Annotated in this window: 18 protein-coding genes and 1 riboswitch; of the genes, 15 read left to right on the top strand and 3 right to left on the bottom strand. The window is 60.6% G+C overall.

Translation table 11 applies throughout. The features are described 5' to 3' along the window. The first annotated feature begins 60 nt into the window (after positions 1-60). Positions 61-492 (top strand): cytochrome c5 family protein, encoded by a 432-nt coding sequence (locus tag ABYA88_RS08415; protein WP_373186635.1) that lies wholly within the window; start codon positions 61-63, stop codon positions 490-492. 60 nt (positions 493-552) lie between these two features. On the opposite strand, the gene rep is transcribed toward ABYA88_RS08415, so the two are convergent. Continuing rightward, positions 553-2,565, bottom strand: a complete 2,013-nt coding sequence (gene rep, locus ABYA88_RS08410) for a DNA helicase Rep (protein WP_373186634.1) — start codon at positions 2,563-2,565, stop codon at positions 553-555. 185 nt (positions 2,566-2,750) lie between these two features. Here rep and ABYA88_RS08405 point away from each other — a divergent pair, with 185 nt between their 5' ends. Next, positions 2,751-4,421 (top strand): putative bifunctional diguanylate cyclase/phosphodiesterase, encoded by a 1,671-nt coding sequence (locus tag ABYA88_RS08405; RefSeq protein WP_373186633.1) that lies wholly within the window; start codon positions 2,751-2,753, stop codon positions 4,419-4,421. Here ABYA88_RS08405 and ABYA88_RS08400 read toward each other — a convergent pair. Both ABYA88_RS08400 and ABYA88_RS08395 read right to left on the bottom strand, forming a co-directional pair. After that, positions 4,418-5,926 carry a YifB family Mg chelatase-like AAA ATPase gene (locus tag ABYA88_RS08400; protein WP_373186631.1) on the bottom strand — a complete coding sequence of 503 codons (1,509 nt, stop codon included), beginning with the start codon at positions 5,924-5,926 and terminating at the stop codon, positions 4,418-4,420. The two genes, ABYA88_RS08405 and ABYA88_RS08400, sit on opposite strands and share 4 nt — an antisense overlap. A 55-nt stretch (positions 5,927-5,981) precedes the next feature. Continuing rightward, positions 5,982-6,242 (bottom strand): accessory factor UbiK family protein, encoded by a 261-nt coding sequence (locus ABYA88_RS08395; protein WP_373186629.1) that lies wholly within the window; start codon positions 6,240-6,242, stop codon positions 5,982-5,984. A 529-nt stretch (positions 6,243-6,771) separates the two neighbouring features. Here ABYA88_RS08395 and glnK point away from each other — a divergent pair. The 13 genes from glnK (at position 6,772) to ABYA88_RS08330 (ending at position 17,807) form a co-directional block, all read left to right on the top strand. Continuing rightward, positions 6,772-7,110, top strand: a complete 339-nt coding sequence (gene glnK / locus ABYA88_RS08390) for a P-II family nitrogen regulator (protein ID WP_096346362.1) — start codon at positions 6,772-6,774, stop codon at positions 7,108-7,110. 53 nt (positions 7,111-7,163) lie between these two features. Beyond that, on the top strand, positions 7,164-8,411 hold the full coding sequence (locus ABYA88_RS08385) for an ammonium transporter (RefSeq protein WP_373186628.1): 1,248 nt from the start codon (positions 7,164-7,166) through the stop codon (positions 8,409-8,411). Positions 8,412-8,586: 175 nt separating this feature from the next. Next, entirely contained in the window at positions 8,587-9,042 is a 456-nt protein-coding gene (locus ABYA88_RS08380; protein ID WP_373186627.1) for an ATPase, read from the top strand. A gap of 222 nt (positions 9,043-9,264) precedes the next feature. Further along, positions 9,265-9,366, top strand: a riboswitch (guanidine-I (ykkC/yxkD leader). Positions 9,367-9,418: 52 nt separating this feature from the next. Next, the gene (locus tag ABYA88_RS08375) at positions 9,419-10,426 is read left to right on the top strand and encodes an ABC transporter substrate-binding protein (RefSeq protein ID WP_373186626.1); all 1,008 of its coding nucleotides are present in this window, start codon (positions 9,419-9,421) and stop codon (positions 10,424-10,426) included. A gap of 72 nt (positions 10,427-10,498) precedes the next feature. Beyond that, complete coding sequence (locus tag ABYA88_RS08370) at positions 10,499-11,563, top strand: fatty acid desaturase (protein WP_373186625.1); 1,065 nt, start codon at positions 10,499-10,501, stop codon at positions 11,561-11,563. A gap of 2 nt (positions 11,564-11,565) precedes the next feature. After that, a complete protein-coding gene (locus ABYA88_RS08365; protein ID WP_373186624.1) occupies positions 11,566-12,366 on the top strand; it encodes an SDR family NAD(P)-dependent oxidoreductase in 801 nt (266 codons plus the stop codon). After that, positions 12,366-13,121, top strand: a complete 756-nt coding sequence (locus ABYA88_RS08360) for an SDR family NAD(P)-dependent oxidoreductase (protein ID WP_373186623.1) — start codon at positions 12,366-12,368, stop codon at positions 13,119-13,121. Before ABYA88_RS08365 ends, ABYA88_RS08360 begins: the two co-directional genes overlap by 1 nt. Continuing rightward, complete coding sequence (locus ABYA88_RS08355) at positions 13,121-14,002, top strand: DMT family transporter (RefSeq protein WP_373186622.1); 882 nt, start codon at positions 13,121-13,123, stop codon at positions 14,000-14,002. The genes ABYA88_RS08360 and ABYA88_RS08355 overlap by 1 nt, the downstream gene beginning before the upstream one ends. Then, positions 14,002-14,772 (top strand): creatininase, encoded by a 771-nt coding sequence (locus tag ABYA88_RS08350; RefSeq protein WP_373186621.1) that lies wholly within the window; start codon positions 14,002-14,004, stop codon positions 14,770-14,772. Before ABYA88_RS08355 ends, ABYA88_RS08350 begins: the two co-directional genes overlap by 1 nt. Next, on the top strand, positions 14,769-15,425 hold the full coding sequence (locus ABYA88_RS08345; protein WP_373186620.1) for a cysteine hydrolase family protein: 657 nt from the start codon (positions 14,769-14,771) through the stop codon (positions 15,423-15,425). The genes ABYA88_RS08350 and ABYA88_RS08345 overlap by 4 nt, the downstream gene beginning before the upstream one ends. Beyond that, the gene (locus ABYA88_RS08340; protein ID WP_373186619.1) at positions 15,422-16,204 is read left to right on the top strand and encodes an N-acyl homoserine lactonase family protein; all 783 of its coding nucleotides are present in this window, start codon (positions 15,422-15,424) and stop codon (positions 16,202-16,204) included. The genes ABYA88_RS08345 and ABYA88_RS08340 overlap by 4 nt, the downstream gene beginning before the upstream one ends. Further along, positions 16,201-16,968, top strand: a complete 768-nt coding sequence (locus tag ABYA88_RS08335; protein WP_373186618.1) for a hypothetical protein — start codon at positions 16,201-16,203, stop codon at positions 16,966-16,968. The genes ABYA88_RS08340 and ABYA88_RS08335 overlap by 4 nt, the downstream gene beginning before the upstream one ends. Beyond that, positions 16,965-17,807, top strand: a complete 843-nt coding sequence (locus tag ABYA88_RS08330) for an ABC transporter permease (RefSeq protein WP_373186617.1) — start codon at positions 16,965-16,967, stop codon at positions 17,805-17,807. The genes ABYA88_RS08335 and ABYA88_RS08330 overlap by 4 nt, the downstream gene beginning before the upstream one ends. Positions 17,808-17,811 lie beyond the last annotated feature (4 nt).

Here is a 17,811-nt window from a genome sequence, read left to right as displayed (position 1 = left end):
CACATTGTCCGGGCATTGAACTTGGGCTCAAAATACAAGCCATGATGAGGGTGTTAGGTGATGACTGTGAAAAAACTTCTGGCTGCCTCGGCGGCTCTGCTGGTTCTGGTGGCGGGCGGCGCGTTTGCCCAGTCGATCAATGACAGCATCGCCGAGCGCATCAAGCCTGTCGGCGTTGTTTGTGTCGCCGGTGATCCCTGTGCTGATGTAGGCACCATGCCCGTTGCTGCTACCACTGCCGGGGCTGCGCGCACCGGTGAAGCGGTCTATGGCCAGTTCTGCACGGCCTGCCACAGCGTGGGTGTGCTGGGCGCGCCCAAGACCGGTGACAGTGGCGCCTGGGAAGCACGCCTGGCCGCAGCTGGCAGCTTCGACGATCTGGTGACTTCAGCAATCAATGGAGTGGGCGCTATGCCGGCCAACGGCACTTGCGGTGACTGCTCGCGTGAAGAGATCCACGCTGCTGTGGAGCATATGTCTGGCCTGCAATAAGCATCATCTGTTATTGAAAAGCCACCTCAGGGTGGCTTTTTTGTGTCTGCGGTTTGTTGCTCAGGCCCGGGGCCCGAGCATGCTGCGGATGTCGGAGAGGGCTGAGTTACCACGGGCCTGCTTCTTTTCCGGTGGCGCATCGTCGGTGCCTTCCCATTCCAGATCCTCGGCTGGCAGCTCGTCGAGGAACCGGCTGGGCAGGCAGTCGATTATCTCGCCGAACTGACGTCGCCGTGCAGCGAAGGTGAAGGTCAGGGTGCGCTGGGCGCGGGTGATGCCGACATACGCCAGGCGCCGCTCTTCCTCGACACTATCGGCTTCGATACTGGAGCGGTGGGGAATTATTTCTTCCTCCATGCCGATGATAAACACATGGGGATATTCCAGGCCCTTGGAGGCGTGGAGGGTCATCAGCTGCACCCGGTCGGTATCTTCTTCTTCCTCATGGCGCTCAAGCATGTCGCGCAGCACCAGCTTGGCAATCGCATCTTCGATGTCGGTCTTGCCTGTTTCATCCTTTTCGATCGTGTTCTTCAGCGCCTCGACCAGGAACCAGACGTTGCCCATGCGCTTGGCCGCGACATCATCACTGGAGCAGTTCTGGCGTAGCCAGTTCTCGTAGTCCAGGTCGTTGACCATGGTGCGCAGTGCTTCGATCGGGTCGCCCTCGCTGCATTTTTTGCGCACGCCATCGAGCCAGTTACCGAAGCGCTGCAGCCGCTCGCAATAGCGCGGCTCCAGATGCTCCGCCAGGCCCATTTCGCTGCAGGCGCTGAACAGGCTGACATCGCGAGCGGTGGCATAGGTGCCGAGTTTCTCCAATGTCGCAGGGCCGATTTCCCGACGCGGCACGTTGATTACCCGGAGCAGGGCGTTGTCGTCGTCGGGGTTTACCAGCAGCCGGAAGTAGGCCATCAGGTCCTTGACCTCCTGACGACTGAAGAAGCTGGTGCCGCCGGACAGGTGGTAGGGAATCTGATGATGCTGCAGTTTGAGTTCGAGCAGGCGTGATTGATGGTTGCCGCGGTAGAGAATGGCAAAATCCTTCCAGGCCCGCTTGTGCTTGAGGTGCTGGGTCTGGATGTCGGTGGCAACCCGCTCGCACTCCATTTCCTCATTGCGGCAGCGGATCACCCTGATCGGATCGCCAAATCCAAGTTCGCTCCAGAGCTGCTTTTCGAACACATGCGGGTTGTTGGCGATCAGGGTATTGGCTGACTTGAGGATGCGACTGGTCGAGCGGTAGTTCTGCTCGAGCATGACCACCTTCAGCGCGGGGAAATCATCCTTGAGCTGGGCGAGATTTTCCGGCCGCGCGCCGCGCCAGGCATAGATCGACTGGTCGTCGTCACCCACCACGGTAAAGCGCGCCTGTTGGCCCACCAGCATCTTGACCAGCAGGTACTGACTGGCGTTGGTGTCCTGATATTCGTCAACCAGCATGTAACGGATGCGGAACTGCCATTTTTCCAGAACGTCCGGGTGCTCGCGAAAAAGTGCCACAGGCACCAGGATAAGATCGTCGAAATCGACCGCGTTGTAGGCCTTGAGTGTGCGGTTATAGTGTGTGTAGACGCTGGCTGCAGTCTGTTCCTGGGGCGTCTTGGCCTGGGCCAATGCCTGCTCGGGACTGATCAGATCGTTCTTCCAGCTGGAGATCTGCGCCTGTATGCCTTCAGTGCCTTCGTCAGCCCCGTAATCTCGGTGCATCAGGTCGGTAATCAGCGCCCGGGCATCCTGTTGGTCGAAGATCGAGAAGCCGGGTTTGTAGCCCAGGCGTTTGTGTTCCTTGCGGATGATGTTCAGGCCCAGGTTGTGGAAAGTCGAGACTGTCAGGCCGCGTGCCTCGTTACCCTTGATCAGCAGGCTCACGCGCTCCTTCATCTCCCGCGCGGCCTTGTTGGTAAAGGTCAGCGCGACGATGTTCTGCGCCTTTATCCCGCACTCGCGCACCAGGTAGGCAATCTTTCGGGTGATCACGCTGGTCTTGCCGCTACCGGCGCCAGCGAGCACCAGCAAGGGGCCGCTGATGTAGTTAACGGCCTCCTGTTGACGGGGGTTGAGCTTTGCCACCGGTGATAAACTCCTGATCTGACGGCCGTGGAGTTTACCCGAAATCGGCCTTTCATCAGAGTGATGGCGAAAAGCTAGTCTTGGTTGTTGATCATTTTTTCTATATAACCTACTTTAACTAAGAGGCTCTATATATCTAATTTATAAAGGCAACCGGGGGGAAGGATGTGATTGCCGAGCGCCAAATGCAGCGTGTACTGCTGCTCGACAGGGATGCAGGTGCTTCGGTACAGCTTTGTCGTCGGCTCATGTCCGTCACAGAGTGTCCTTTCCAGCTGGTACGTGCCGATAGTTGGGCGGCGGCAAGATCGCTGATTGCACAAGGCGATATCGAGGCGATTCTGACGCGCACTGAATTTCTTGCCGATGCCTGCGAATCCGGTATTCCAGTGATCCATCTGGTTGCCGAGCCCGAGTTCCAGCGCTCCGGGGAGGCGACCTGCGACAGCTTGTGGGACCAGTCCAGCGCGAGCGAGCTCATCCGCTGCTGCCATTATGCGATCGAGCGCCAGGCCCTCAAATCTGCGTTGGACCGTGCCTCAAGCTATGACCCTCTTACCGGCGTATGTAATCGCTACATGGTGCAGGATCGGCTCAAGCTCGGTATGCGTCGTGCCTTGCGCACCAACCAGCCGTTGGCACTGATGTTTGTTGATCTGGATAACTTCCGTCACGTTAACGAGACGCTGGGCCACGGTGCGGGCGACAGCATCATCAAGGAGGTTGTGGCGCGGCTGCGCGGTATTCTGCGCAACACCGACACCGTCGGTCGGATGGGCAGTGACGAGTTCGCCGTCATCATCGAGGACTACGCCCGCGCCAGCAATCTGCTGCAGATTGCGCAGAAGCTGGTCAGCGAACTGGCCGAGCCTTTTCTTGTCGAGCAGGAAAGCCTGCTGCTAGGCTGTAGTGTCGGCATCGCCACCTACCCGGAGGGCGGTCAGACAGTCGACAGCCTGACGCTGCACGCCAACATGGCGATGCTGCAGGCCAAGAGCCAACGCGGCTGCAATTATCATTTCTACGATGACCGGATCAATCTGCAGGCCAACAGCCTGATCGAATTCGAGACGTCACTGCGCCATGCCTTGCGCGGCAATCAGCTTGAGCTGCACTATCAGCCCAGGGTGAATCTGGCCACCGGACGAATTGTCGGACTTGAAGGTCTTATTCGCTGGCGGCATCCGGAGCGCGGGCTGCTGGGACCAAACGAGTTCATACCCCTGGCTGAGGAGACGGGCCTGATCGTACCGATGGGCTACTGGGTTATCGCCCGCGCCTGCCACGATCTGGCCAAGCTCCATCGTCGCAACCACCCGCCTATCCACGTCGCCGTCAATGTTTCCTTCCGTCAGTTCCAGGACAGCCAGTTGTTGCCCACCGTCAAACGGCTGCTGGAGAAGACCAGCATCGACCCCCGCTGGCTCGAGTTCGAACTGACCGAGACCGCGGTGATGCAGAATCCCGATCAGGTACTGGCGACCATGCAGGGCATGACTGGCCTGGGCGTAAGATTCTCGCTGGATGATTTTGGTACCGGTTTCTCTTCTTTCATGCACCTGCAGCGGCTGCCGATAGATTTGCTGAAGATTGACCGCAGCTTCGTCAAGGGCATCACCGAAACCCGCTCGGATCGCCAGCTGGTGGCGGCGATGGTCGAGCTGGGCCACAGCCTCGATCTGGAGGTGGTCGCCGAGGGCGTCGAACATCGCCAGCAACTGGCGGAACTGCGCTCGCTGGGCTGTGATCAGGTGCAGGGATTCTTCATCAGTCCGGCGCTGCCGTTTGATGAGCTCTGTTATTTCATGGATGCCTACAGCATGGGCCGCGAGGAGCCGAAGATCAGCTGCTCCTAGATGTCTGTCCTTCGGTCGAGCTGCCGGTATTGCAGGGCCTCGGCCAGATGTCGCCGGGCAATACCATCGGCAGCTTCCAGGTCGGCCAATGTCCGCGCCACCTTCAGCGCCCTGTGGCTGGCACGGTGTGAAAGGCCCAGCCGCTCGATGGCTTGCTCCAGCCAACGCGCATCTACCTCCTCCAATTGGCAATGATCCCGCAGGCCGGCCAGGTCGACGTGCGCGTTGAGGCGTCCCTGGCGTGCGTGCTGGCGCGTCCTGGCTGCCATCACTTGCGCGCCGGCTGTCTGGCTGTCTGGAATGCCGCGGGGTTGTCCGGCCATGCTGAAGGGCTCGTTGTGCATGGCCAGATGCAGGTCGATGCGGTCTAGCAACGGCCCCGAGAGCTTGCTGCGATAACGTTGAATCTGCTCCGGCGTGCAGCGGCAGCGGCCGGACGGATCGCCCTGGTAGCCACACGGACACGGGTTCATCGCGGCTATCAACTGAAATCGGGCTGGAAAGCTCAGCGTCTCGCGTGCGCGGGCAATGTGAATGACGCCGGACTCCATCGGTTCGCGCAGCATCTCCAGTACCTTGCGATCAAACTCCGGAAATTCATCGAGAAACAGTACGCCATTGTGCGCCTGGCTGATTTCGCCTGGACGCGGTTGACTGCCGCCGCCAACCAGGGCTGCAGCCGATGCCCCATGATGGGGCGCGCGAAAAGGACGCAGCGGCCAGCTCTGCAGCGGGCCCTGATTGCAGACGGACTGGATCGCCGCCACTTCCAGGGCTTCGTCCTCGCTGAGAGGCGGTAAAATGCCCGGCATGCGGCTGGCAAGGAGCGTCTTGCCGGTGCCCGGGGGGCCGAACAGCAACAGGTTGTGGCCACCGCTGGCCGACACGATCAGCGCGCGCTTGGCCTGTGCCTGGCCCTGCACGTCTGCCAGGTCGGCCAGGCCGTGTTCCTGCGCAGGCATGTTGCCGGAGGGAACCGGTTCAATTTCCCGTTCACCGCGCAGATGCTCGCAGAGTTCGAGCAGATGCTCGGCCGCAATGATATGCGCGCCTCGCACCAGCGCCGCTTCCGTAGCATTGGCGCGCGGCAACAGCAGGGTGCGTCCTGCGGCCCGGCAGGCCAGCGCAGCGGGAAGTACACCCTGAACCGGACGAAGCTCGCCGGATAACGCCAGTTCACCCAGGCATTCGCAATGTGCCAGACAATCAGCGGGTACCTGCCCACTTGCTGCCAGCAGTCCCAGGGCGATGGCCAGATCGAAGCGTCCGCCTTCCTTGGGCAGGTCGGCAGGTGCAAGATTGATGGTAATGCGTTTCAGGCTGGGGAAATCCAGATGGGCATTCTGCAGGGCGCTGCGCACCCGATCCTTGCTCTCGCGCACCGCGGTTTCTGGCAGGCCGACCAGCGTCAGGCTGGGCATTCCGTTGGCCAGATGCACCTCCACCGTAACGGCTGGTGCGGCGATACCGAGTTTCGCACGGCTGTGAACAATAGCCAGGGACATGATCACTCCTTGATCGGTCCACCTGCTGGGCCCCGTGTCCGGGCGTGCCGGGCAGTCAGGTAGTGGGTGGTTGCTGCTCGCGCTGCTCTATCTCGGTGACACGCCGCTCCAGGGCTTCGAGCCTTTCGCGGGTGCGCAGCAACACGACTTGCTGGGTTTCAAACTCGTCCCGACTGACCACGTCCAGTTTGGCCAGCGCGCCCTGCAGTAGCGACTTCAGGTGCTTCTCGACCTCTGGAGCAGGCAGGCTCTTTTCACTCATCAGCAGGCGAGTAGCCTGATTGCTGACGGCGTCGATCAAGACTTTATGCAACATGGCTGGAATCCTGTCTGGTGATCGGTTGAGCGGGCCCGCACCGGGGGGGGCGGGTGAGAGATAGGGAGTTTATCACCCGGACGGCATTTCGTCCCCCTTCTGAGCGCAGTGATCAATTAGTGCGCGATATCGGCTCGCTCAAATGACATGTGCACCGTTTTGGTGCGTATGAGGCGGCTGGCCAATTGCCGTGATAACGCTTTATTGACCTAAGCTATTGAAATATTGCAATAAATAAAAACTGGCAGGATTTCTGCAATACTCCTGACAGGTGAGACAGGCGAGTAACCGTATCGGGCATCCCACCTCAAGCCAGCGTGACTTCCGCAAAATGACTTTGCGAAAAGCCACCAAGGAGCACTGGAACATGAAGCAGTTGACTGTGGTTAACGTGGCTGTCGCTAAGCACGCTCTTGCCGGCGCGTCGGGTTGCTGCATCGGATCTGTGCATTGTCCGTTTCTAAAAGCCTCTAACTCGGCATAGACTGGTCCTGTCCCCCAGGGCAGTCCATCAATCGGGAGAAATAAAATGAAATTAGTAACGGCTGTTATCAAGCCTTTCAAACTGGACGACGTGCGCGAAGCGCTATCGGAGATCGGCGTGCAAGGTATTACGGTAACCGAGGTCAAAGGTTTTGGCCGGCAGAAAGGTCATACCGAGCTGTACCGCGGCGCTGAATACGTGGTGGATTTTCTGCCTAAGGTGAAAATCGACGTAGCGATTGGCGACGACATGCTCGACCGCGTTATCGAGGCCATCACCAAGGCAGCCAACACCGGCAAGATCGGCGACGGCAAGATCTTCGTGGTCAACCTTGAACAGGCTGTCCGTATCCGCACCGGCGAGACAGGCACAGACGCAGTCTGACTTGTCAGTTCGTCCACTGAATGCAGTAATAAAGCCTGTTGGGGGGCTTAACTATGGAAGATATCGTACAAATCAAGTACGCACTTGATACGTTCTATTTTTTGATCTGCGGTGCGCTGGTCATGTGGATGGCGGCAGGTTTCGCCATGCTCGAGGCTGGTCTGGTCCGCGCCAAGAACACCACCGAGATTCTCACCAAGAACATCACCTTGTATGCAATCGCCAGTGTGATGTATCTGGTGGTCGGTTATTACATCATGTACTCGGGTGACGAGGGCGGCATCATGCCGAACCTGGGCGTGCTGATCGGTGCGGAGAACGCAGCGGAAGATGTGCTCGCCAGTGGCGGTGACGTCTACTACTCGGCTCGCGCCGACTTCTTCTTCCAGGTCGTGTTCGTCGCTACTGCGATGTCCATTGTCTCTGGTGCCGTCGCCGAGCGCATGAAGCTGTTCGCGTTCCTGACCTTCGCGGTGGTCATGACCGGCTTCATCTACCCGATCCAGGGCTATTGGAGCTGGGGTGGTGGTTTCCTCTCCGAAGCAGGCTTCAGCGACTTCGCCGGTTCCGGCATCGTTCACCTGGCAGGTGCCTCTGCTGCACTGGCTGGTGTACTGGTTCTGGGTCCGCGTAAGGGCAAGTACGGCTCCTCCGGCCAGATCAACGCGATTCCCGGTGCCAACCTGCCGCTGGCGACACTGGGTACTTTCATTCTGTGGCTGGGCTGGTTCGGCTTCAACGGCGGTTCGCAGCTGATCGTGTCTACCATCGAAGATGCCAACGCAGTCGCCCAGGTATTCGTCAACACCAACGCTTCTGCGGCCGGTGGTCTGATCGCGGCGCTGATCGTGGCTCGCATCCTGTTTGGCAAGGCTGATCTGACCATGGCGCTCAACGGTGCTCTGGCCGGTCTGGTGGCGATCACTGCAGATCCGCTGTCGCCTGGTGGTTTCCAGGCCACACTGATCGGTGCGGTTGGTGGTGTGCTGGTAGTGTTCTCCATCCTGGCTCTGGACAAGATCAAGATCGACGATCCGGTCGGCGCGATCTCCGTGCACGGTGTAGTCGGTATCTGGGGTGTGCTGGCGGTGCTGTTGACCAATGCCGACGCCACTATCGGCGGCCAGCTGCTGGGTATCGTCACCATCTTCCTCTGGGTGTTCATCACCAGCCTGATCCTCTGGATCATCCTCAAGGCAATCATGGGTATCCGTGTCACCGAAGAAGAAGAGTACGGCGGTGTGGATCTGTCCGAGTGCGGGATGGAAGCCTATCCCGAGTTCACCAGCAGCAAGAACTGAAGCTGGCAAGACTCAATAGTGGTAATCAACAGGGCGCCTTCGGGCGCCCTGTTTCGTTGCCGGATGCTGATCGCTGGTAAGCTCTTGTCTACACTGGTAGCTAATCTTACTGATCCGCATGGAGTCTGATGCATTTCAGATATCCACGGAACGTCCTGACAAAAGGGAGCGACTAATGAAGGCAGAGACCTTTGCAGACCTGATCAAATGGAACAGCGGCGTGCATGACATGCTGGCCGATCGAATGCAGAAAGCCGCCGAGCTCAATGGTGACGAGCGTGCCAAGGGCTTGCTCACCTATGTGGCTGACCATGAGCGGATGCTCGCCGATACGGTACGCAAGTTCGGTGGCCGTGCCGACGAAAAGGCGCTCAATACCTGGCTCTACGAGCATGTGAGCGAGGATTTGCCGCCCCGGGACGATCGCAAACTGAACTTTGATGACTGGGATTACGAACGAATCAGCGAAGAGGTCTTCGACGTCCATAACCAGATAATCGATCTTTACTTCTCCATGGTCGAACGCGCCGCGATACCCGAGGCAAAGGATGTAATGCAGGAGCTCTACGATCTGCATAAACACGAAACCCTGCGCCTGGCGGACCAGGTCAACAGCGGACGCTCACTTTAGGAGCGTCTGGCCCTGGTTGCTGAGTGTTCGCACTCCAACTGTGCATTTTATAACCGTTCTGACAGCCTTCCTTCCCTGGCCTGTGTTCTGCAGGCCATCTTAACTTCATGAATTAAAAGCGAATTAATGAGCATGGCGGCAAGCTGGCATCAAGCATGCATTGGTTTGCAGTGAATCGGGATGAGTCCGCAAGGCTTATGACGCGTCACACACAGGAGTAGCACCAAGGCGAACTAGGGTTCCGGTCTGTTTACAGATGTCTGGTCCGAGAGTTTTCCGGCTCTCAGGATGAGAGCTACACGGCGGGATAAAAGCCCGGGAGATCGTCATGACGACGCGTCCCCGATATTTTTTCCAACCGTGCAGGAGTCTGACCATGACCGCCCCTCTGATCCGTTCGATCCGCAAGTCCCTGGCTGGCGCCAGTCTGGCCGCCGCCACCCTGATTGTTCCCTTTGCCGTGCAGGCAGACGAACCACTGACCATCGGTACCGTCGTATGGGCCGGCTACGGTCCGTTCTATGTGGCCGATGAACTGGATCTCTATGAACAGTTCGGCCTCGATGTCGAGTTGCAGTTCTTCAATGATCCGGCGCTGATTCCGTCAGCCATGGCCAGCAGTGCGGTGGACGGCGGCATGCTGACCTACGACCAGGTGGTCGGTTCGGTTGCCAAGGGCCTGAACCACAAGGTTGTCATGCCGATCGATTTTTCTGACGGTGGTGACGCGATCGTTGCGGACAAGTCGATCACTTCGGTTGCCGATTTCAAGGGCAAGCAGGTGGGTTACAACCCCTTGTCCCCCTCGGATTTCCTGCTTGCCTACGCGCTGCAGATCAACGACATGACCGAGAAGGATATCCGTGCGGTAAATATGACACCTGAGGCCATCCCCAGTGCCATGGCCTCAGGCAACCTGCCGGTGGGTGTGACCTATGAGCCCAACGTATCGCAGATAGTCGGCATGGGGGATGGTGAGCGTTTCCACGTGGTGTATTCCTCCGCCGAGGCTCCCGGTTTGATCACCGACGTACTGGTATTCGATGAAAAGGTAATCGATGAGCGTGAAGAGGCCATCAGCGCAATGATCAAGGGTTACCAGGCGGGCCTGGATTACATGCAGGCCAATCCCGAGGAGTCTGCAACCATCATCGGCAAGGTGCTGGGAGTAAGTGGAGCCGAAGCGACCGAACAGATGGAAGGTGTGTACAACATCCCGCTCGACGAAATGGCCGATATCTTCAAGGAGTCGGACTCCACGATGTCGTTCTATGGCAGCGGTGCGGTGATCGCCGACATCCTGGTGAAGAATCAGCAAATCCCAGCAGCGCCCGACTTTGGCGACACCTTTGACGCCAGCTTTGTTGAAACGCTGAACGAATAACCCAGACGCATGCGTACCCGGTGCTGCCGTGTCACGGCGGCATTCCGGTTGGCGCTGCGAATCGGAGGAGTTATGTCTGCACCCTCATCTGCACCAGCAAACAAGCCAAAGGCTGCTTCCCGGCCCAAGCCGCTTTTCCGCTACGCCGATGGCCCCGTGCCTAACAGCCTGGCGATGACCTACAGCCTGTTCGGCTATGTGTTGGGTATCGGCCTGCTGTTTGCCGAGTCATGGTTGCTCAAGGCCGCCGGCACGCTGCTGCTGGCCCACGCGATGATCATCGGCGCCTACCTCATGCATGAATTTGCCCACGGCACGATTTTCAGCAAGCCGGCGCACAATGCCCGAGCCGGCGCGGTATTCAGCTGGATGACCGGCGGCTGCTATGCCGGCTTCCAGGATTTGCGTCACAAGCACATGCGCCACCACGTTGACCGCGCCGATGTGCTCACCTTTGATAGCAAGCAATTTATCAACAGCCTTCCAGCCTGGGCGCGCAAGATCATTCTGGCGCTGGAGTGGGCCTATATACCGGCCGTGGAACTGCTCCTGCATGGCTACGTCATACTCCTGCCCTTCCTTGAGAGCAGCGACAAGCAACGCGCTCGGCGCCCTGCCGTGGCGGCCACCCTGGCGTTGCGCGTGGCGGCATTCGCGCTGCTCGGCTGGTTGTCGCCGGTCGCGCTGGGGCTATATGCGGTCGCCTGGTTGCTGATGATCACGGTGCTTCGCTTCACCGATGCCTACCAGCACACCTATGATGCCTTCGCGGTGCTCGAGGACGGTGACATTCCCGCCGACAAGCTGCGCGACCGGGCCTACGAGCAGCAGAATACCTTCAGCAACCTGGTGTCCCTGCGCTGGCCGATGTTGAACCTGCTTGTACTCAACTTCACCTATCACAATGCACACCACGAGAAACCTGTCGCACCCTGGTATCGCCTGCCGAAGTTGCATTCGGAGTTATATACCGACGGTTACCGCCAGGTAGTGCCAATGAAAGAGCTGGTCGGCAGCTTCCACCGTTATCGCCTACGCCGTGTTACCGACGACGACTACGGTCATTTCGGTGAGGGACCCGGGCGCGCAGAGGGTTTCTACGGCGCAGTCGGTGTCTCCTTTCTGACGGCGGTCTGACCATGCAGAACCTCGACTACAGCAACCGGTGCGTAGTGATCAGTGGCGCTGCGAGTGGCATCGGCAAGGGTCTGGCTCGTGCTTTCGCCGGTCAGGGTGCGCAGCTGGTGCTGCTCGACCGCAATGCTTCGGCATTGGCTGCGGTCGCTGACCAGCTTGCCGCGGAGTCGGGGCTGGAACCCGAGCGGGTCCGGTCGTTGTGTGTGGATCTTGCCGATGATGCCGAAGTGCTGCGTTGCGCGGCCTGGCTAGGCGAAGATGGTGTGCCCGTCGATGTCTTGGTCAACAACGCCGGTATGGAGTTGCCTACCCCGCTGGCCGACGATGCCCCCGACGCCAATCAACGCTGGCAGGCCCAGCTCGATAACAACGTCGTCAGCATGCTGCGGCTGACGCGGGCGCTGCTGCCGCTGCTGCGCGATGGCGGTAGCATCATCAACCAGTCGTCGATCTGGGGGCTCAGCGCGGTGGCAGGGTTTTCCGCCTACTGCGCCAGCAAGCATGCGGTCATCGGGCTGACCCGGTCCCTCGCGTGGGAACTGGGTAGCCGGCGCATCCGTGTGAACGCCGTATGCCCGGGCTGGGTCGGTACGGAGGCTGCGATGGCATCCCTGGGGGCAATGGCGCAGGCCAGCGGGCGCAGCGAAGAGCAGGAGCTCGCACAGATTCTCGCCGGCCAGGTGATTGCGGAGCTGCTGACGCCTGAGCAGCTGGCTGGAACCTTTCTGTTTCTCGGCAGCCCGCTGTCACAGGCAATTACCGGTCAGGCGCTGGTAGTCAGCCACGGCGAGGTCATGCACTGATGGCCACTTATGACCTGCGGGACCAGCGCATTCTTGTCACCGGTGCAACCACTGGCATCGGCCGCGCCTGCGCGCTGCTGTTGGCCGCCAACGGTGCCGAGGTGTGGATCAATCACCATCGGCAGGCGGAGCAGGCGGGTGAGCTGATCGACCTTATTCGCACCCGCGGCGGTCAGGTCCGGGCAGCCGAAGCCGATGTCACCGATCCGGCGGCCGTGAAGGCGATGTTTGCGCTGGCCTGCACTGATGGTCCCCTCGATGGCCTGGTGAACAATGCCGGCATCATTCTGGAAAAGCCTTTTTTAGCCACCGACGAGCAGGATTGGCAGCGGGTCATGGCCGTTGACCTGGATGCGGTATATCGCTGTTGCCGCCACGCGCTTGAAGGCATGCAAGCGGCGGGCGCGGGAAGCATCGTCAATGTCAGTTCCGATCTGGGTTTCCTCGGTCGCGAGCATTATGTCGCCTACTGCACGGCCAAGGCCGGCGTCATAGGCCTGACGCGCTCCCTGGCCCGCGAGTTCGCTCCGCGCGTACGGATAAACGCGGTGGCCCCAGGACCGATCGAAACGCCCATGCTGACAGCCGAGAACATGAGCGATGAATGGCTGACCAGGGAGCTGGCGATTCCGGCGGAGCGCTTCGGCAAACCGGAAGAGGTGGCCGCCGCCGTCGCTTTTCTTCTGTCACCTGCCGCAAGCTTTTTTACCGGACAGGTACTGGGCCCCAATGGTGGCTCCTGGATGGGTGGCTGATGCTGCGCCCCGAGCTGGTCCTGATCATCGCCACCATCCTCTGGGGTACCAGCTGGGTGCCGTTGCATGCCTTTGCCGACATGGGTCTCAGTGGTATGCCGATGGTGCTCGCCGGTTATGGGCTGATTGCAGTTGTCGCCGTGCCGCTGGTGCTGCAGCAGCGCCGCCATTGGCGCAGCCAGGTATGGGGCGTTGTCGCGATTATCTGCTTCGGCGGCTGGGCCAACGCCGCGCTGATTTCGTCCCTCTCGCTTGGCGAGGACCTGGTGCGCATCATGCTGCTGTTCTATCTCGCCCCGGTATGGGCGGTGATCGGCGGCTGGTTGTTGCTCAAGGAGCGGCTGACCCTGCTACGCCTTGGCGCCCTGGCGCTGGCACTGGTGGGTATAGCGCTGACCCTGGGCGTCGGCAAGGCAACACTCAAACCGCTTACCGGCATCGACTGGCTGGCACTCAGTGCCGGCTTCGCCTTCGCGATGAACAACCTGGCGACCCGCGCCGCAGATCGCGTACCGCTGATGAGCAAGACCTTCGCCGCTTTCATTGGCAGCGCGATCTTTGCCGGCGGAGCGTGTTTCCTGCTGGGCCAGTGGTTGCCCTCCCTCGGCGCCGGCAGCTGGTTGCTGGTTGCGCTGTTTGCGGTCGGCTGGCTGCTGGTCGCCACATTGGCGGCGCAGTATGGCGTCACCCACCTGGAGGCTGGTCGCGCAGCGGTGCTGATTGTCTTCGAACTGATCGCTGCCGTGTTGTCCGCCGCCTGGCTCGGCGACCAGGCCATAGGTATACGCGAATGGATTGGCGCGACGCTGGTATGCGTCGCCGCCGTGATGGCCGCTTGGCCCGACGGACCCGAACCTGAACTGACAAGGAGCTTGCCCTGATGAACCCCCTCTACATGGATCAGATCAGCTGGGTGGAATACCAGCGGCGCGTTGAGGCCGGCGCCGTGGTCTTTCTGCCCTGCGGCGCCACCGAGCAGCACGGGCCACACCTGCCCCTGGGTACCGATGCCCTGCTGTCCACCGCGATCAGTGCCGACGTTGCCGCTCAGGTTTCCGGCATTGTTGCCCCGGCGCTGGCCTATGGTTACAAATCCCAGCCCAAGTGCGGCGGTGGACAGCATTTTTGCGGTACCACCAGTCTGGATGGCGCTACGCTGTCGGCGCTGGTGCAGGACGCAGTGCGCGAATTTGCCCGTCATGGCGTGAAAAGGCTGGTGCTGGTGCTGGGGCACTATGAAAACCAATGGTTTGTGGCCGAAGGCATCCAGTTAGCCCTGCGTGAACTGGGTAAGGATTGTGACATGGAGGTCATGCGGCTCGAGCACTGGGATTTTTGCCGTGAACAGACATTGGCGGATATCTTCCCCGACGGTTTCCCCGGCTTTGCCCTGGAGCATGCGGCGGTGATCGAAACCTCGCTGATGCTGCACTACCACCCGCAGATGGTCGCACTGGACAAGATTCCCGACGACCTGCCTGCCGACTTCCCGCCCTACGATATGTATCCCACCCGCACCGAATGGGTGCCGCCCTCAGGCGTGTTGTCTTCGGCCAGGGGATCCACTGCGGAAAAAGGCGCGCGGATGGCTGGCGACATCGCCGGCGGGATCCTAGCGGCAGTGCGCCACGAATTCGCGCTGGAGTCATGAGCATGCAACCCGGCTTGCATCCTGCCAACTGTGCCTTGCTGATGATCGATATGCAGCGCGACTTTTGCGCGCCTGGTGGCTACGCCGATCAGGCTGGCCTGGATATCCAGCGTCTGCGCGCACCCATCCCGGCGCAACAGGCATTGTTGGCGGCAGTGCGCCGCGCCGGGATGCTGGTGTTGCATACCCGTGAGGGTCACCGTCCCGATCTTACCGACCTGCCGCACTGGAAGCGCATCCGGGCCGAGCGTAGCGGCGCTCCCATCGGCCAGCCGGGGCCAATGGGCCGGTTACTGATTCGCGGGGAGCACGGCCATGACCTGATCGATGAGCTGCAGCCCCGGGCCGGCGAGCCGGTGATCGACAAGCCGGGCTATAGCGCATTTGCCCATACCGACCTCGAATTCTTGCTACGGAACCGGGGTATCAGTTGCCTGATGCTTGCCGGCGTTACTACCGAAGTGTGCGTCAGCTCGACCTTGCGTGCGGGCATCGACCTGGGCTTTTGTTGCCTGACGGTCAGCGACGCCTGCGCTTCACCCTATCCGGAACTGCATGCCGCCGCGCTGCAGATGATCGGCGTCGAGGGCGGCATCTTCGGTGAGGTGTGTACCAGTGCCGAGCTGATCAAGCGACTGGAGGCCCTGTCATGACGGACGTTTTGAAACTCTGGCCGATGCTGACCGCGACGCATCGATACGACAAATCCTTCTCGACCCGCGGCCGCGGCGCAGGAACCACGATCGAAGCGCCGATCCTCGCCTATCTGATCGAAACCCGGCAGGGTCGAGTGCTGTTCGACGTGGGCTGTGATTATCACAAGCTCAGCGACCCGCAGGCACGCCGGAAATGGTACGACCCGCAGGACTTTCCGATGGGCGCGCCGCAGATGGACGAGGATCAGCGGCTTGGAGCCCACCTGGCGCGGATGGGACTGCAGACTGGGGATATCGACCTGGTGTTTCTCAGCCACCTGCATTTTGATCACGCCGGCGGGCTCTGCGAGGTGTGTGGCGCCGAAGTGCATGTGCACGAGGACGAGTTGCATGCCGCCCGCGAGCCGGCGGACGACGCCTATTTCGCCGACGACTTTGCCGGCAATGTGCGCTGGCGCCTGCAGCAGGACGAATACGATCTGCTGCCGGGTCTCCGGGCACTCAATACCCCGGGCCACACGGCCGGCCACATGTCACTGATGATCCAGATGCCTCAGGGAGCGCCAGTCATTCTGGCCGGCGACGCCGCCGACCTGCAGGAAAATATAGACGATGAAATTGCCCCCGGCCTGTGCTGGCGTGACCGCGAGGACATGGCCGTGGAGAGTATCCGCAAGCTGAAAACACTGGCTGCCGAGTCCGATGCGCATCTCTGGCCGAATCACGATATGGCCTTCTGGCGCGGGCTCAAACGCTTTCCGGAGTACCACACATGAATAACGTACCTGCCTCTTATCTGGGCGTCTGGCGCCGCACTCTGTTACGCACCGCCGACGGTCGCGAGGACCGCACCACCCGGGTTTTCTGGTTGCAGACGCAATCGCTGCATGGCGATTTGCGCCTGCCCGAGCCGACCCCCATGACCATTGCGCAACGTATTGGCCAGGCGGGCTTTGCCGGCATTACCGAGGTGTGTGGTGAGCGCTGCCAGTGGCACCGGCTGGTGGATTTTCATCCCGACAGCGGCACGGATGTGGGTCTGATGGAGTTCGTCAGTCCGGACGAAGTGCACGAGACCGCGCCCGACGGCAGCTATCTGGAGATCTGGCAGCGATTGCCCGAGTCGGTCGGGACGACGCACGCGGTGTGGCTTGCGGCGGCGGATGACCCACAGCGCCAGGGATGTCTGCTGCAGGCTGGGGACTGTTTCATGTTTGTCGCCGACCGTCCTGTTCGGGCGCGCGAGGGCCTACCGCTGCGAAAGCAGATCACCGGGCTGGGTGCGGATCAGGCCGAGTTCATGATGGGTTGTGAATTTTCTTTCGGGCGCATCAGCGGCGGAAACCGGCCCTGGGAAATCACGCTCTCCTCGCTCCCTGGCCGCAGCGGGCGCTGCCTGTTGCTGGAGCCGCCGCAGGCGAGTCCTGATCAATGGACGGTTGAAAGTCTGGCGAGCCTGGGTGGCTATCCGCCGCGCGGCGGCTGGCAGCGGGTATCCATTCCCTTACCGACTATGTCTGCAGAGGAGGTCACCCCATGAACGCACAGGCCCCGATTCCGGAAAAGAAAGTCCTCGCTGCCTCGCGCGTCAGTCGCCGGCGCTGGTGGGTGATTCGCGGCGAGATGAGCGGCCGCACCACAGCGATACTGGCGGCGACAGGGCTGGCCGCACCCTTTCTTGCATGGTGGCTGTATACCCTGCTGGGCTTTGCCGATCCGCTGTTCATGCCGGGCCCCGGCGCGGTGGCGGAGCGGTTCTGGCACTGGTGGACTGACGAGGGGCTGGTCGCCGATACCGCAATCAGTGTCTACCGCGTGATGGTCGGATTTCTGATCTCGGCACTGATCGCATTGCCGCTGGGTCTGTACCTGGGTACCTATCGCCCGGTGCAGGCGACACTGGAGCCGTTGATCGATTTTATCCGCTATATGCCGGCAGTGGCGTTCATTCCACTGGTCATGCTCTGGGTAGGTATCGGGGAAAGCTCGAAGATCCTGATCATATTTATCGGTACCTTTTTCCAGATGGCACTGATGGCCGCCGAGGATGTGCGTCGCGTGCCCATGGCGCAGATCGAGGCGGCACAAACGATGGGTGCCAGCCGCAGCGAGATCATTCGTCTGGTGGTGCTGCCCTCTGCGCGTCCGGCTCTGCTCGATACTCTGCGCATTACCTGCGGCTGGGCCTGGACCTATCTGGTGGTCGCCGAGCTGGTGGCATCCAATTCCGGCCTTGGCTACGCCATCCTGCGAGCACAACGGTACATGCACACCGACAAGATATTCGCCGGCATCTTGCTGATCGGTCTGATCGGCCTGCTCACCGACCAGGCGTTCCGCTGGATCGGCCGCCGCGCATTTCACTGGCAGAAGAGGTAACCCC

Origin of the sequence: Halopseudomonas sp. (assembly GCF_041579695.1) — a bacterium.
In the GTDB taxonomy this organism is placed as follows: Bacteria; Pseudomonadota; Gammaproteobacteria; order Pseudomonadales; family Pseudomonadaceae; genus Halopseudomonas.
The sequence above is the reverse complement of the archived record's forward strand: the minus strand, read 5'-3'. Positions and strand labels throughout refer to the sequence as shown.

Excerpts from the sequence above, each read along its gene's own strand:
- ABYA88_RS08375 (WP_373186626.1), top strand. The coding sequence starts at position 9,419 with ATGACCGCCCCTCTGATCCGTTCGATCCGCAAGTCCCTGGCTGGCGCC.
- ABYA88_RS08345 (WP_373186620.1), top strand. The coding sequence starts at position 14,769 with ATGAGCATGCAACCCGGCTTGCATCCTGCCAACTGTGCCTTGCTGATG.
- ABYA88_RS08365 (WP_373186624.1), top strand. The coding sequence starts at position 11,566 with ATGCAGAACCTCGACTACAGCAACCGGTGCGTAGTGATCAGTGGCGCT.
- ABYA88_RS08370 (WP_373186625.1), top strand. The coding sequence starts at position 10,499 with ATGTCTGCACCCTCATCTGCACCAGCAAACAAGCCAAAGGCTGCTTCC.
- ABYA88_RS08395 (WP_373186629.1), bottom strand. The coding sequence starts at position 6,242 with ATGTTGCATAAAGTCTTGATCGACGCCGTCAGCAATCAGGCTACTCGC.
- glnK (WP_096346362.1), top strand. The coding sequence starts at position 6,772 with ATGAAATTAGTAACGGCTGTTATCAAGCCTTTCAAACTGGACGACGTG.
- ABYA88_RS08380 (WP_373186627.1), top strand. The coding sequence starts at position 8,587 with ATGAAGGCAGAGACCTTTGCAGACCTGATCAAATGGAACAGCGGCGTG.
- ABYA88_RS08355 (WP_373186622.1), top strand. The coding sequence starts at position 13,121 with ATGCTGCGCCCCGAGCTGGTCCTGATCATCGCCACCATCCTCTGGGGT.
- ABYA88_RS08385 (WP_373186628.1), top strand. The coding sequence starts at position 7,164 with ATGGAAGATATCGTACAAATCAAGTACGCACTTGATACGTTCTATTTT.
- ABYA88_RS08405 (WP_373186633.1), top strand. The coding sequence starts at position 2,751 with ATGCAGCGTGTACTGCTGCTCGACAGGGATGCAGGTGCTTCGGTACAG.
- ABYA88_RS08400 (WP_373186631.1), bottom strand. The coding sequence starts at position 5,926 with ATGTCCCTGGCTATTGTTCACAGCCGTGCGAAACTCGGTATCGCCGCA.
- ABYA88_RS08335 (WP_373186618.1), top strand. The coding sequence starts at position 16,201 with ATGAATAACGTACCTGCCTCTTATCTGGGCGTCTGGCGCCGCACTCTG.
- ABYA88_RS08340 (WP_373186619.1), top strand. The coding sequence starts at position 15,422 with ATGACGGACGTTTTGAAACTCTGGCCGATGCTGACCGCGACGCATCGA.
- ABYA88_RS08330 (WP_373186617.1), top strand. The coding sequence starts at position 16,965 with ATGAACGCACAGGCCCCGATTCCGGAAAAGAAAGTCCTCGCTGCCTCG.
- ABYA88_RS08360 (WP_373186623.1), top strand. The coding sequence starts at position 12,366 with ATGGCCACTTATGACCTGCGGGACCAGCGCATTCTTGTCACCGGTGCA.
- ABYA88_RS08350 (WP_373186621.1), top strand. The coding sequence starts at position 14,002 with ATGAACCCCCTCTACATGGATCAGATCAGCTGGGTGGAATACCAGCGG.
- ABYA88_RS08415 (WP_373186635.1), top strand. The coding sequence starts at position 61 with ATGACTGTGAAAAAACTTCTGGCTGCCTCGGCGGCTCTGCTGGTTCTG.